This is a genomic window from Gemmatimonadota bacterium, assembly GCA_026705765.1.
Taxonomy (GTDB): Bacteria; Latescibacterota; UBA2968; order UBA2968; family UBA2968; genus VXRD01.
Map to the genome: position 1 here is coordinate 19320 of JAPPAB010000045.1, position 14095 is coordinate 33414.

Here is a 14095-nt window from a genome sequence, read left to right on the forward strand (position 1 = left end):
TAACTGTCTTCTGTCTGTGCTGTTTATACACGCCATTGGTCAGAGTGTTCTTTCAGAGTTAATTTTTTTGGTATGATGAATTTCTTTATAGCGCTCGCCCGATTGCGATGCCGATCCAGCACCCAGCAATGCAGAGGGTGACGCTTAAGATGATGTTCATCAAGGCGAGTACAGGATGACTCGTTTCCAGAAGGTGCAGGGTTTCGATGGAAAAGGTTGAGAAAGTGGTGAATGCCCCCAGAAGACCTATTAGCAGGCCATCGCGCCAGGGCATGTCCATATATTCAGACAGGCATACGTAAAGGAGTCCCATGAGGATCGATCCGGTGACGTTGACCGTGAGCGTGCCATAGGGAAAGCCGCGTCCGAACAGGATGTGTATGCTCATGGACATGCCGTAGCGCAATAAGGCTCCCAGAGCACCCCCACCGGCTATGAATAGTAGCTGCGCCACTTTACTCGTCGTTGGCTCGTAGCAGAGATATGCCCGTCGCGCCTAAAAGTAGAGGGAGGCTCGCGTCGATGAGTATCCACACGAGAGATACGGTTTCTTCTCCTATTGCGGTAAATGCGCCACTGTGGAGATTAAAATAGTTCCAGAAGAACATGATGCCGATGAATAACAAGCCGTAGAACTGGATGTTGGCAGCGAGGTATTCGCGGGTGATGGCGTTGCCGCTATCAATGCTTTTTTTCCGAATGTATCCGAATATCAGGCCCAGAATAATTGATAGAATCATTAACAGATTCAGGATGTCCCAAAACGGACTGTATGGCTGCCCGTCGCTGGAGGCGTGGTAGAGCGGTTCTACTACGGTGTGGATGGCAACCGCTACCCCTACAATAAGGAGAATTGCGCCGACTATTTGCTTGAGCATGATAAGTTCCTTCCTGTTTTAAGGATGGTTGTTTGTCAGATCTGGCTTGCCCCATAGAATAAGCCTAGAGTCCAACACTCTCTTTTTTCATGATGCCAAAGTTTTTCCCGGTTGGCAATGCAAAGTTTGTGGTCTTATGGATGTATCTTCACACTTCATCCTTCAAACTTCCGGTATCGCCAGTGCGGGAAGCGGCTGGGGTGGTCGCTGTGCGGCGATGGCGGCGGCCTGTTCGTCGGGGGTGAGGGGAACGAATCGCTCGGCGGCGTTGAGGACTTTTGGCAGTAAGCTGATTTCGCCACAGGTGGGGGCGGTGTGTATGGGCTGGGACAGAACCCACCACAGGGACCGGTCAATGGCTTCTTGTTCCCGGTGCGGGTCGTACCAGGTGTTGCAGTCTTTTGAATTTTCACCCCAGCCACCGCGTGCGATCATTTTGATTGTTTGGATGCCGATGTCGCGCGCATTTGCCTCGGCGATTAGTGTTTCGGCGTCCCGGCGATAGTTCGCGTCCCGCATGCTTGCCGGGTTCAGTGGGAACATGACGGTGTCGAAATCGAAGCGGCTCAGGCTTTCCAGGATGGTACTCGGTACCTGGGGTCCGTGCCCGGTGATGCCCAGCCATCTGGTCAAACCCTGTTCGCGCATTTCTATCAGGGTTTCGAGTGCGCCGCCCGATGCGGTGGCTTTGTCCAGTTCGGGGATCGTACCGACTGAGTGGAGTTGGAACAGGTCGAAGTTTTCGACGTTTAGTCGTTTCATCATTTGTTCCACGTCCCGCCACGCTTCGTCGCGCGTGCGACCAGTTGTTTTTGCGCCGAGGAATACGTCGTCCCGTATGTCGGGCATCCACGGGGCTACGCGTTCCATCGCGTGTCCATAGCTCGGTGCTATGTCGATGTGGTTTACGCCGTGGTCAAGGACGAGTTGTATGGCTCGGTCTGCTTCGTCCTGATCTACATATCCGACCGAGAATGAGCCAAAGGTCGCTACTGTGCTCTGATGCCCGGTACGTCCAAGTGTTCGTTTTTGCATGTATTATCCTTTTTCTTTTTACGGTTAATTTCCTTCAAGCTCTGCCGCGAGTTGCGCCAACCACGCATCCACATTCGGGGGAATATTCAGCGGTCGTCTGACCATATTCATCTGGGGATATCCGTCCACCTCCTGCTGACTATCGATCATCCTGCCTTTGCGTTCGAGAAACTCTCGTATAATCCGCTGATCTATTTCATCGCGGTCTTTTGGACGCGCACCCGCGCTTTGTACTACATGTTCTACAACGGCTGATGCGGGCAATGGTGTGATGTTGCCCCAGATGGGTTTCTCTTCCAAGATGCGGATATTGCCCGAGGTCAAAGGCACATTAGCTCCTGTTCTATCCAGAGCGATATTATCCTCGAGATAGGCATCGCCCTTTGAGGATACCAGTGCCAGTCCCGACCGCGTATTGTCACCGTGAATCATTACATTGCCCACCACGCTTACGCGCGCGTTTTGTGGAACGAGATTGGTATCGCTAAATTCGGCATCTGAAAAACTCAGTTGAATCGCTCGGGCCCCCGGGTTGTAGATCAAATTGTTCACAATCACCCCGGTTGTAAATGCCTTGAAATACGGATTGCGATTTGCATTGTGGGCATACAAATTGCCGATGATGGCGATCTCTCGGCAGAAGTCGTGAATTAGCGATCCCATGGAGTGGGGACCTTTGCTGTGCGATGCATCATTCAGGCATTCGGCGATAATGCAATTGACAAATGCGATGCGACGAGAAGTCGCATCGGGTCCTTCGGTGTTTGGACCCGATGCACTCAAATTTTCATCTACTGCCCATGAAATCGAACAGTGATCGATCAATATATTGTACGCATCAGCACCCGCTGTGGAGATGCCATCTGGCTCCCATCCACTTCTTTTTGCTTCGCCCGCATCGCCTGGTCGCACCCGAATATGTTGTAAAATTACATCGTGCGTCTGAATGAAAATGGCACCGCGAATGATGGTAATGCCCGGGCTCGGCGCGGTTTGTCCAGCCACTGTCACATACGGCTCGCGGATGTTCAACCGCGTTTTGTTCAGGTCAATTACCCCTCCCACTTCAAATACTACAATACGCGAGCCCGATGCAGATAGCGCCGCATCCAGCGATCCCTGTCCACTTGCCAATAGGTTTGTCACCCGAATGATTCTGCCCCCGCGTCCTCCAGGCGTGTTCATGCCGAAATCGCTGGTCTGATTTTCCGTAATATCAAAGCGGTGTGCATCCAGACCACTATCTGTGGGATTATCTCCATTTTCTGGTTCTGTGGGTTTATTACCACCACACGCGATAAGCGCGACAAATGTGTACAACGCGATTTTTTGGATTAAATTCATAACGCGATTCCCCTCACGGGTAATCTTTATTGTCTCAACGCCAACGTTCTTCAAAAACCGATATCGCGGTTTGTGCTGCCAGCATAGATGTTTGCACGCGCTCCTGATACCCGCCCTGCATGGTCATTCCCGTTTCAATTGTAAATGATGGACCGTATTGATGCGCTCCGTAATCGGCCAGATTCAGGCCCTCTCCTCGTTCCTGGGCAATTAACCAGAATACGCCGCGTTCTCCTGTTTCAAAAAACGATCCGGGCGAATAACCTTCTGGCGCAAGATTAGCTCCGGAATCGGCAACTGCTCGAATGATTGCATCTGCCATCCGCTTTTCCCACAGTTCATCATCTGCATTGCGCTGGTGACGGGCGGAGAACCAGAAGCCGTCTTCTCCGTATTCGTGGAGGTCCAGTGTCAGTCCGGGTTGAATTTTAGCCATTAAATTGCGCGTGCAACGCGGTTCCACGGGCGACCACGCTGTATCGTGAAAGCGATTGATGTGCAATATCTCGCCTTCTGGACTTACAATCAGGGTATATGCTCGCTGGCAGAGGGCAGTGCCTTCAATGCCTTCGGCGCTTGATGGAAAGAAAATGCGCCGCCCAAAGAGCGGTTTTAGAAAATCAACTCCCACCTCGAATTTCCCGAAAATCCCCTTAGTCGAGTACCCGTATTCGCCTATAATTGCGACTACTGTTTCATCCTCTTCGTAGAGTACCTCGCCGTGTGTCCGCAGAATTTTCTCGACATCTTCTACGGAGTTTAATTCCGGCTCTTCGCCGAGGCTCAAGCTCAGCGCGTACGCATATCCGTTCATTCCCATTGGATCGCGGGTGGGTATTATATAGACCTGGTGTTCTGTGTCGAGCGCGTCCAGTAGCCCCATTGCCGCTCCGACTCCGGCCTGTTCTGTCGAATGACTGCCCGCGCTGATAAAAATAGCCGGTGTTTTTTCTCCTCCGGTTCTGATACATACCAGCGGTGCCCCATCCGGCGTATGTCCGAGTACCTGGGATGGATAGCCTTTCTGTTCAATCTGCTGCAGGAGATCTGAATATTGATCGAAGATTTGCATGTGATTCCCTCCCTATTTTTAAGGTGCAATATGCGCCCAGACGGAATTTAAGATTCTGATTTTGTCGCAAGTAATCGCGGGATAGTCCCGCACGGTAATCGCGTTTTCTGTGGCCGATGCAATTTCAAAACCGGTCTGGGGTGACTCTCCGGCGAGTAAATAAGAGCCGATGACTGCCTGTGGGTTTTGTAATGGTTCTGCGAGATGAATTACACTTTTTTCCACCGACTGTACCCTAAGAGTGGTAATCGCTTCTGTTAGTGAAATTTTTAGATTGCCATATGTCAATACTGTGCCATTCAGCAAATAGCCCTGTACGCCTTGATCATTTACCGATACAAATGCAAATTGCGCGGCAGCGGTTACGGGGCCGAATTGTCGCTCTTTTTGGTCCTTTGTCGAGATAATATAATCGGTGCGGTCCGGTAGTTTTACTTCAATTGCGAGAACACCGGTGTCTGGATCATCTGCGAGCAACCGCGCGTCAGGTAGTGGAGAATTTCCGGTTTTGTAGGGCGCAATTACGGCGGCGTACTGGCTTGCAAGTGTCTCATTGCCATCCTCGGCGCGGTTTTCTGCGAAAATTTGTCTGATCGCGGGTTTTTCCAGTTCCTCAGGTGTTCCAACCCGCCAGCCGGGCACATCTGCGAGAATAATGCGGTCTGGTACATTTAACAGCATCAGATCCAGATTCACATTCCGAAATTGCCATGTAAATGTGGTCGGTTCCCGGGGTGCAATCGCCTGCGGATTTTCGAGCCATATATCCCAGGCGTCTCCCAATGTTACTGCCTGCGGCGATGGCGTTGCCGGGTTCATGCCTGTTGGTGAGCCATTGCAGTGAAAATTGTACTGGTGGGTTCGACCGCCTTTGACCCTGAAAAGATCCACACTATAGGTTTGTCCCTGCGGCGTTGTCACCATTGCGCAGGTGCGTCGATATTCCTGACACTGGGGGTACACATTCACGCCCGAGGCCTGTACGACTTCGATGCCTGGTGCTGTGCCAAATAATTCCAGGTTGGAACCGCAAGCCGTGTTGTTTTGCTCTTCTTCATCGACTACTACCAGGTTGTGCGATAGACTGCTTTTTACCCAAACTTGTCCGCTGCGGCCGTCTGGGAGTTGCTGGCTACTACCGGAAAAATAACCGCGGTCCGAGGCGAGTTCCTCCCCATAGGCGTAATAGCTCAGGCTCAAGATATCTTGATGCCGGTGACTGGTTTGCAAGGTCCACTGGTGCTCATTGCCGTTTAAATAAAGCGCGGTGTCATCTCGACCGCCGCGCAAGACGCCCACATGCCAGCCGGGGAACCACTCGGTATGCAGGGGTAGTGTCGCTGTCTCTGCCCATAGATCATAGGGGCGGTACCACAGCGCGTATTCTCCGCCTTTTTCGGATAAAGGCGCTCCCTGAACGAGTTCCAGAAAACCGGCGTACGCGCCACCGAGGCGAGCGGCGAGAATTTCAGCGGAGAGAAGGTTTGCTTCGGTATCGTACTGCGTGTCGCCAATTATTGGCATGCGGTTGCCGGGGGCGAGCATTTTTGTTAGAGATAGTAGAGAGAGGGGGTAACGCCCGCTTGAAAACATGTCTAACTGCTCGATCCGCTCGCCTTTTTCTGGCTGATAACCGGGGGGATCGCTATATCCGTGTAGCAAGTCGGCCAGTTCATGTACGTTGGAAAGGTTGTGAGCAGAATAGGCTGGCGATTCCGAGTAAAAACCATCGTGATGATACCGCTCCGCCAGCATCCGATTGAAGCCATCCAGCGCGTGTCGCACCTTCTGGGGGTGTTCCAGAAACATTCCTACCGCCGCGCTTAGTACGAAAACCGCTGTGCCCTTGTTGCTGAGAGAATTCCAGTGCATCATGTCCACACATCCGGCGAGGATCAGGTCCTCTGTTATCCGTCGCTCCGTATCTCCGTCCAGCAATCGGCGGCCAGGTGCATACTCTGCATCGCGGATCAGATTGTAGGCAACGGTTAATACATATAGCGCCCCGGCATCGCTTCCCTTTCCGTGGACGTTCATGCGGCCCGCGCCCCAGAATCCGTTATTCAGGGTCGAGTAATCCTCAAATTGGTGCAAACCGTAAGCGTGGCAGATCGCGCCTTTTGGAAAGCGTCCGCCGCGAGGGCCACCCTCGGCCTCTTCTTTACCCATGTTGGCCGCTACCTCTGCAGGCGGCAAGTCCGCGACGCTTCCGTCGTAGGAATGGTAGAGATAGTTTGGGAATACCCGGGCGATTCGGTCGAGGATCCACATGGCGCGCTCCGCGTATCCAATTTCACCTGTTACTGCGTATAGCCTGGCGAGTGTCAATGCCTGACTTCGTGCCCAGCCTGCTTTGCAATCTCGAATATGACCGCTAAAACTCGTCATTGTGGGGCGGTCCCCCAACCATTTGAGCGCGTGCTTTGCGCGATTTTCGGGGTCGGCTACTTCTTCGGGCGTTTCGTAATAGGTGAACTGTTGCCCCATCCGCGGGCATATCAGTACGCCGGTCTCCGGGTACTGCGCGTTGGGGTAAACTGCGCCACAGGTGCGACAGGTAATTTCATCCGGGCTGTCAATGTGCCAGTCAAAGAGTCCGCCGCCCATTAGCGATTGCTTGCCCACGCAGTTCGGACAGTTCTGACCGTAATGCGTGCCGGGAGTCAATTCGGGGATCATTGTTTCGAAAAACGCTCGATCTTGTTGCATGGCAAATGCGACGCTTTGTGCCCAGCCATTCACGATTTCCTGTGCCCAGCTGTAGCGAGATAGATTTTGCCGGGCGTTTTCAATATCCTGGGGGTTGTACATTTCGGCCTTTCCCTTATTTGCCGTAGAGTGCATCGGCTGTTTTGCCCAAAATCCATGCTCTGTCTTCATCCGACAGAAAATCCATCGCTTCAACCACGCGAAAACCAACGGCCTCCCCGCGTTGCGGATTCTCCGGAAATCCCGTGCATCCCAGCATCCGTTCAGGCCCAAAAGCCTCGTACACGGCTCTGACATAGGGATACACATCTTCGTGTGGCCAGGGTTGCTCGGAAATCCCATCAATCCGGGTCGCTTTAACAAAGAGATTGGGATATTTTGCCGCTGCCAGCAAGATGCCGAAACTGCCGTCCAGCCCTTCGGACAGGATCGGCTCGCCCAGATGATCTACTATTACATTTACCTCGGGAAATTGCCGCAATATCGGTTCCAGCAGTGGAATCTGATGGCAGCGTCCAAACCATGTAAAGGGCACACCCAGTCTTTGTGCCGTCTCCCAAAGCGCATGCTGCCCAGGATCTGACAACCACGACGCATCTCGATCTTTAATTGGATACAATCGCATTCCCTGCACCCCGTGATCCCGGTGCAGACGCGCCAGTGTTTCGGGCGCGTCGGGTTTCAGGGGATCAATCAGTGCCACTCCGTGCAGGCGATCTGGAAATCGCCTCAAACAATCGCACATATAGCGATTGTCATATCCGTGATACATGCACTGGATCAGCACGGTGCGATTGATTTTATTGAGATCCATATACTTGATGAGATTTTCCACCAATCCCGGATAATCGGGCCGTTGCGTGGTCATGTCATCGTTATGGGTAAACGGCGGTGTCCCCATTGTCCATACGTGTACGTGAGAATCGATTCGCACGGTTTTCTCCCATTTAATAATTGAACACTACGCATCCCCATCCGCCAGAACAAGCTCACACAGGGCATCGAGCGTAATTCCCACGGGGATCATCTCCATCTGCCCGCAGAAATCCCCAATCGATCTGAGTATCAACTCCAGGTTCTGCCTTGCGGGATGTACAGGGTCGGAATAATCCTGGTCATTATGGCTGTCTGTCACAAGGGTGCCGAACCGGGGATTTTCGGTTCGGAAACGATTTAGCACATCCCGAATAATTGCCCTGTGGTCGTACGTGTGCGGGACATAGGACCATTCATAACCCTGCTCGCCCGCATGGCCCTGAGCAACCGGCCTGCCAAATGCTGCGGATACCGGCACATTGATAAAGTCGCTATTTCCTCGAATCAAACGAAATCCCAGATGCGCCCGGTGGGGATAGGACTCTGCACCGGCCCAAACACTGCAGTGCGCGGGTAGAACCCGCCCCGGATTTGAAAGACTGCCGCCCACAAATCCCAGTTCGCGCAGTACGTCGAATGTGCAATCATTGGCCGAGAAATAACCCGCCCTGAAATAACGGGGCACCTTGCCCAGCGCAGACGCCCATATCTCCATTGCCTCTTGAATAATCTTGCGCTGTGTACGCGCAGAATACGCGCCCAGATCGTATTTGTATCTCCCCCCTCTGAGCTTGTATGGATGCAAATGCAGCCCCAAACACGCGCCCTGATCTTGCAGCGTCTGAAGCAGATCTGCATTCTCAAGCGCTACTTCCGGGTGTGCAAAAAGCGTGACCGGAAATCCGTACGTCTTTGCCGTCTCAACGTAAAAATAGATCGATCTTTCACTCTCCCGGTAATCCGCAGGGCCACTGCCCGACATTCGCCTCGCATGTGGGGTCACGTCGGATCTGGCCGTCTCGCAGTCCATTGTCAACAATACATAAACTTTTTTCAAACTATGCTCCTGCAGGATAGTCTGGTTCTCACAGGTTTAAAATCCTCACCGCATTGTTGTGCAAGATATCCTCCAGTGCGTTGGGGGCGAGCATGCGTTTGAGGAATGGGAGGCTCAATTGCGCGAAACACGCGCCGCGGGAGAGACCTGCACCTTTACCATCCCTGCATGGGCAGTCTGTGGCAAACATCAATTTTTTGCCATGCCGCGCCAGGAATCCCGCGGTGAAGTCCTCGTCTCGCGTCAGTCCGCCCAGACCTGAACCCGCGGATAAATCGGCAAACATATTAGTATAGTCTGCCAATAGTCGATCTATTAAGCCGCCGGGTTTGACCGCGCCTGTGGGATACAGGGTCTCTTCGGGAGCGGGTACGTCGGCGCTGATATGCGCCCACCACGATTGGGCGTGGCCGATGAATTTAATATTGGGGAATTTTTTCAGGAGCACTTCGAGGTGTTCAATGCCCTGGTTATATCCCCGCTCGCCTTCTTGAAAATGCCAGGTTACGGGCCAGTTCAATTCATTGCAGATTGCCAGTACTTTTTCCAATCGCGGATCGTCCAGTCGCAGGTGCTGTTTTTGTTCGCCATAGCCCTTAAAGATGCCGCTGGCGGCGCGTTTTTCCAGTTCGGTCACGGCGTCTTCCCGCGTGACATCTACATGGCAGAAGGGGATGATGGTATCGGGATAATCCCGATGCGCCTTGACTATGTCTTCGGTCATCCAGCCAAACTCGTCGTCGCCATCTTCAATGGGTAGCATGACAGCTTTTTCCGCGCCGATGGCTTCGATATGTGTGATGGTTTCTTCAACCGATCTGCCGTTGTGCGTGAGGTGTAAATGCGCGTCGATCATGTCAATATCTCCAGCAATTTTTCTGCGACTACGGCTTCTTCACCCGTTTGCATGGTCATGGGGTCAATCAAAATACCAGTGGCACTTCGCCGTACGACAATTGATGGTTCGCCTTCTCGTAGCGCGTGGATTACGGCATCGCGCTGTTCATCCGGCAGGTCTATGTATGCGCGGGGCGCGAATTCGGGCGCGGCATCCTGTCCTTCGGTCATTACATAGGCGTTTGCGATGTTTTTGACTGCATCTACCACGACGCGGGCTTGCCCCTGCCAGCGCTGGCGGTCTTCGCGATCGCTTCGGCTCAAAAATAGATCTACAGCCGCGATCAATCCCAGGATTTCTTCTTTGCCGACTTTCATGCCGCGTCCAATTGCCGAGTGGGGACTGGCATTGATCCGCACGGCTTCTACGCAATCCGCTTTTCCTATGACCAGACCGCTGTTTTGAGGTCCGCACAATCCCTTGCCGCCGCTGAATGTCACGAGGCTTGCACCCATTTCGACGAGTTCGGTTAAGTTTGAGCGGGGAGGCAACTGTGCCGCCGCATCTACCATGACGGGCACGCCTTTTTTTTCGGCGCCTGCGATGACTTCTGCGAGTTGTTCTTTGCTTTGTTTGCCCAAAAAATGCACCACAGCCGCTGTTTTTTCGCCGATTCCGCCGATGAGGTCTTCACTGGTTACCGCCTGTTTGCTGCCCACTCGCACGAGTTTGCCGCCGCAGACTTCAATGCCTTGATGGATGTACGTATGGCTATCGACCAGGCTGATTACAAATTCGTTTTGCCATCCCTGTGTATGCGGCAACTGGCGTGCTTTTGATATGTCGGGTCCCGTAAAGCACGCCGCGGCGGATAATTGTACACCGCTGGCTGCGCCACAAGAGATAAAGGCCGCAGGTACGCCAATGCGGTCTGCCAGATATTCGCCTGCTTTTACGAGCAGGTCGTTCAAATCGACAAATGATCCTCCCGCCGCGCACATCGCCTCCAGTACTTCATCCGGCATTAAGCTGCCGCCCAGTGTGGTAATGGTACCACTCGCGTTGATAAATGGTTTTACGCCGAGTGTGTCGTAGGTGATCATGCTGTGGTCCTTTCAATAGGGAAATGTCTCTGAGTCCTCTGCCTGTGATAGTTCAGCAAGGAATCGCCCGGTTCCTTCCACGGCTGAGTTTAAGACGGTCTCGCCTTTTTGCGCCGAGGCTTTTCGCGCGTCGCCGCCAGCGGATGTGGGCAAATACAAATGCCAGGGGCGTACAAAGTGGATGTCAAATTCTCGCAGTGTTTTCAATTTGGGATACTGGGGAGGGTTGTTGGCTATCAGGTCTTCGCGCACGAGTTCGGGGCGCAAGAACAGGATTTGGGAGGTTTCTTCTTCGCCTGCGTGATCGCTGCGATTTTCCCAAATAGCTTTTGCGTCTTCCGATGCACAGGATCCCGTGCTGATCAAGCAGGTGAAGAGTCCGTCTTGTGCGGCCAAATCGCGCTGTGTTGCGCGGATGGTGTCGGGATTGCCGCCGTGACCATTGATGAATACAATGCGGTGTACATTTTCCGCGCGGCACATTGCCACGAGGTCTTTCAACAGGTTCATAAATGTGGGGACTTGCATGCGGCACGCGAATGGGAAAGCGCGGAAGTTGTTGTTTAAGCTCACCCGCTGCGTGGGCAAACACACGACGCGACCACCCATTTCATTGGCTTTGCGCGTGCCTCCATAAGCGACGTATTCGACCTGAAAGTTGTCCGTTCCATAGGGCAATGCAGGTCCGTGCGGTTCGGTGGAGCCTATGGGGATGACCGCCACATTGGGCGCGAGTGATCGCACATCGTCAATGGTCATTTCTTCCAGGATACCTGAGAAAGTCTGGTGCATAATAAGCCTCGGCTGAGTGAATCAACGGAACGGGGTACAACTGGCCGCCTCTCAGGCCAGTTCATCAACGAATCAGCGAATCAACGATAGCAGTTAGGTGGTGGGGTGGGGTTCGTCTATTCGTCTATTCGTCTATTCGTCTATTCGTCTATCCGCATTTTGACGCTCATGATAAGTCGCCATTTCTCCCATGTCAAGATGTCGGAATGGGAATAACAATAGTACGTAGCTTGACCGAGACGGTTCTCGGTGTTATCATAGACGCCTATTTTTTCTGTTTATTCTCTATATTCGGTGTCCTATGACCTTTCGCGCGATCATTATTGGTCTTTGCCTTTCTGTTTGGGTGAATTTTTGGCCTGCGTATAGTAGCCTGATTCTGCGTTCTTCTCGGGGGGATTTTGCCCATTTGTCTGTGGCGTTTCTCATTCCCTTTTTGGCTTTGCTTGTTTTCAACCATTTTTTTTCGCGCAGGTTCAGGGGTCTCTCATCCTTTGAGCTTATCGCGATATGTAGTATTGGCATGGTGGCTGCCAATATGCAAGGCGAATGGCTTTCGGGCTATTTTCTCGGCGTTGTTACTGCGCCTATTTATTTTGCTTCAACACAAAATATGTGGGCAGAAAGGCTGTGGCCACATTTTACCGATTGGAATGTGCTGACAGACCGCGCTGCGGCTACGGGGTTTTACGAAGGGCTGCCGCCCGGCGCCCCTTTTCCCTGGGATGCGTGGATCGCACTTTTTCCCGGCTGGGCACTTTTTTTAGGTGCTGTATTTCTCGCCAATTTCTGTGTGGTCATTCTTTTGCGCAAACAGTGGATGGAGCACGAACGGCTTTCTTTTCCCATTGCCACGGCACTGCTCGAGTTGACGGGTACGGGTGATTCAAAAGATGCGTTTGCCAATCTTGTTCGCTCGCGTTTTTTTCAGATTGGATTTGCGCTCATTTTTGGCGTTTTTTGCTGGAATGTCGCTTCATGGTTCATTACGGCTTTGCCCCGTCTGGATGTTATGAGGCAGATCAATATCCCCATCGGGCGCGGTTTTCCGCCGCTGTGGTTTCTCTTTCAGCCGATGACTATTGCATTTGCCTATTTCACGAAATCAGATGTGTTGTACAGCATCTGGTTTTTTCACCTGCTCGCTATTTTTCAGATTGGCATTTTCAATCGCTTTGGATTGGATTTTGGCGGTTCCGATATGTGGTGTTCTATGGCCCCGGCTATTGGGTGGCAGAGTTTTGGCGGTTTTATTGTTCTCGTTCTGTGGGGGCTGTGGATGGCGCGCGCACATTTGCGCGATGTCTGGCACAAGGTGTGGTCTCGCAACGCGCAGATAGATGATGGGGGGGAACTTTTATCCTATCGCACGTCATTTATTATTCTGATCTTGTGTAGTGTGTACACGATCTTTTTTCTCGTGCAATCGGGTATGAATGTCCTTACCTTGCTCACCTTTTGGGGTGCCACGCTGATTCTCTATCTCGGCCTTTCGCATATTATTGCCGAGAGTGGTCTGGTTTTTTTGCGCGGTCCTATTACTGCTCAGGCATTTACCTGGCACGTACTTGGTGTTGCGGGTATGGGCGCGCCGAGCGCTGTTGCCCTGGGGCTGACTTATACATTTTTTTGCGATGCCAAGACATTTGCGATTACAACACTTGCCCATGTCCCGCGTCTGGCTGCGGTTGTGCCCGCTGAACGCCGTCGCGCTTTTGTTCCCGCGATTGCCGCTGGTGCCTTGATCGGCGCAACTACTGTTATTGCTTTTACCCTGTATCAGGGCTATTACGGTATTGGTAGCTATAATTTTGGGGTGGTTAGTTTTAATGGGTCTGGTGACGGTGCCGTGGGTTCGTGGACTTATACCGCCAACCGCGTACACGCAGGGACGATGAGTACGGACTGGAATCGCATGCGTTTTTTGGGTATTGGTGCTGCTTTTACAGGTATTTTGTTCTATATTCGCTATCGTTTTCCCCACTTTCCGCTCCATCCGATTGGTTTCACGATTTCATCATCGGGCGTCTTGCGGAGTAGTTTATTTTCTATTTTCTTTAGCTGGGCGATCAAGACGCTCGTGCTCAAATTTGGCGGTCTTGAATACTATCGCAAGATCGCGCCTTTTTTCCTGGGGATGCTGGCTGGTCAAATTGCCGGTATTGCATTGGGCGTTGTTGTAGATGCGCTTTTCTTCCCGGGCAATGGCCACAAACTCAACAGGTGGTAGAAAATGACTTTTGAACTGCTCATTTGCAATGGCACAGTAATTGACGGTACAGGGCGAACGCCCGGTTTTCAGGCAGATGTTGGCATTTGCGGAGATCGCATTGAGGCCATTGGCGATTTGTCTCAGGTAGAGGCCGATACGGTTATCGATGCGATGGGACATATCGTTTGTCCCGGTTTTATCGATGTGCATGTTCATTCGGAAATTGCCCTGCTTACAGG

At 52.3% G+C, this 14095-nt stretch carries 13 protein-coding genes; 2 read left to right on the forward strand and 11 right to left on the reverse strand.

Annotation, left to right across the window (positions count from 1 at the left end):
* Window positions 1–85 precede the first annotated feature (85 nt).
* The 11 genes from crcB to OXH16_05745 all read right to left on the reverse strand — a co-directional run bounded on the left by crcB (window position 86) and on the right by OXH16_05745 (window position 11644).
* Window positions 86–454, reverse strand: a complete 369-nt coding sequence (crcB, locus tag OXH16_05695) for a fluoride efflux transporter CrcB (protein MCY3680868.1) — start codon at window positions 452–454, stop codon at window positions 86–88.
* Between the two features lies 1 nt (window position 455).
* Window positions 456–878, reverse strand: a complete 423-nt coding sequence (locus OXH16_05700) for a hypothetical protein (protein ID MCY3680869.1) — start codon at window positions 876–878, stop codon at window positions 456–458.
* Between the two features lie 162 nt (window positions 879–1040).
* On the reverse strand, window positions 1041–1913 hold the full coding sequence (locus OXH16_05705; GenBank protein ID MCY3680870.1) for an aldo/keto reductase: 873 nt from the start codon (window positions 1911–1913) through the stop codon (window positions 1041–1043).
* 24 nt (window positions 1914–1937) lie between these two features.
* Window positions 1938–3257 (reverse strand): right-handed parallel beta-helix repeat-containing protein, encoded by a 1320-nt coding sequence (locus tag OXH16_05710; GenBank protein MCY3680871.1) that lies wholly within the window; start codon window positions 3255–3257, stop codon window positions 1938–1940.
* 34 nt (window positions 3258–3291) lie between these two features.
* Entirely contained in the window at window positions 3292–4329 is a 1038-nt protein-coding gene (locus OXH16_05715) for a hypothetical protein (protein MCY3680872.1), read from the reverse strand.
* An 18-nt stretch (window positions 4330–4347) separates the two neighbouring features.
* The gene (locus OXH16_05720) at window positions 4348–7209 is read right to left on the reverse strand and encodes a heparinase II/III family protein (protein MCY3680873.1); all 2862 of its coding nucleotides are present in this window, start codon (window positions 7207–7209) and stop codon (window positions 4348–4350) included.
* Window positions 7154–7972, reverse strand: coding sequence for an amidohydrolase family protein (locus OXH16_05725; GenBank protein MCY3680874.1), 819 nt, complete (start codon window positions 7970–7972; stop codon window positions 7154–7156). Before OXH16_05725 ends, OXH16_05720 begins: the two co-directional genes overlap by 56 nt.
* Before the next feature lie 27 nt (window positions 7973–7999).
* A complete protein-coding gene (locus OXH16_05730; protein ID MCY3680875.1) occupies window positions 8000–8911 on the reverse strand; it encodes a polysaccharide deacetylase family protein in 912 nt (303 codons plus the stop codon).
* Between the two features lie 28 nt (window positions 8912–8939).
* A complete protein-coding gene (locus OXH16_05735; protein ID MCY3680876.1) occupies window positions 8940–9767 on the reverse strand; it encodes an amidohydrolase family protein in 828 nt (275 codons plus the stop codon).
* On the reverse strand, window positions 9764–10852 hold the full coding sequence (locus tag OXH16_05740) for a hypothetical protein (GenBank protein MCY3680877.1): 1089 nt from the start codon (window positions 10850–10852) through the stop codon (window positions 9764–9766). Before OXH16_05740 ends, OXH16_05735 begins: the two co-directional genes overlap by 4 nt.
* 12 nt (window positions 10853–10864) lie before the next feature.
* The gene (locus OXH16_05745) at window positions 10865–11644 is read right to left on the reverse strand and encodes a creatininase family protein (protein MCY3680878.1); all 780 of its coding nucleotides are present in this window, start codon (window positions 11642–11644) and stop codon (window positions 10865–10867) included.
* Between the two features lie 301 nt (window positions 11645–11945).
* On the opposite strand from OXH16_05745, the gene OXH16_05750 reads away from it, so the two are divergent.
* Together OXH16_05750 and OXH16_05755 are read left to right on the forward strand one after the other, a co-directional pair.
* Window positions 11946–13874 carry a hypothetical protein gene (locus OXH16_05750; protein ID MCY3680879.1) on the forward strand — a complete coding sequence of 643 codons (1929 nt, stop codon included), beginning with the start codon at window positions 11946–11948 and terminating at the stop codon, window positions 13872–13874.
* A 3-nt stretch (window positions 13875–13877) separates the two neighbouring features.
* The coding region (locus OXH16_05755) for a D-aminoacylase (protein MCY3680880.1) at window positions 13878–14095 on the forward strand (218 nt) is incomplete at its 3' end.